Source organism: Acinetobacter sp. USHLN143, assembly GCF_037145695.1.
GTDB classification, from domain to species: Bacteria; Pseudomonadota; Gammaproteobacteria; order Pseudomonadales; family Moraxellaceae; genus Acinetobacter; species Acinetobacter fasciculus.
This window is the reverse complement of record NZ_JBBCWZ010000190.1, coordinates 1-665: the sequence shown is the minus strand read 5'-3', so window position 1 is coordinate 665 and position 665 is coordinate 1. Positions and strand designations below refer to the sequence as shown.

At 38.9% G+C, this 665-nt stretch carries 1 protein-coding gene; it reads right to left on the bottom strand.

What is annotated here, in order from left to right:
• Positions 1 to 45 precede the first annotated feature (45 nt).
• Positions 46 to 665 (bottom strand): IS3 family transposase (locus WFH18_RS17635; RefSeq protein WP_336755389.1); only part of this gene is annotated, 620 nt, incomplete at its 5' end.

Below are 665 nucleotides of genomic sequence, written 5' to 3'. Positions count from 1 at the left end.
TGTCTTGTCCTGAAATAGATTGACAGTATTCCACTTCAAACCGAGTTAAGCAATTAGCTCGGTTTTTGTTTGCTCATACATCTGATTCGGGGTGTTCATATTTAAACTTAAATGCGGTCTATAACAATTGTAAATCATGATAGATTCCGCAATTAAGTGATCTAACTCCTTCATGGTTTGACATCGCGTGGTTAAAAACTCCTGCTTTAATATTCCATTAATTCGCTCTGCTAATGCATTCTGATAACAGTCCTTGCCATCTGTCATGGAAGGACATATCCCATAATGGCGCAATGCCGATTGATATAGCTCAGAGCAATACTGAGAGCCTCTGTCTGAATGGTGAATCATCCTGGCTGCCCGATCTGTCACATGCTGCATCGCCATATGTAGTGCCTGCACAACATTCTCTGCACGCATATCATTCGATAACTTATAACCTTTAATCTGTCGGGTATAAGCATCTGTCACCAAGGATAAATAATGCACACCTTCAGCACTCTCAACATAGGTAATATCACTAACAAAGACTTCATTGGCTTGCACCGCTGAATAATCCTTTAATAAATTTGGATGCTTCTTCATCCAATGCTTGCTATCCGTAGTTTTTGTATAGCGACGCTTAGGGCGAATCAATAAGTTATTTTCTTTCAATATTTTAAATA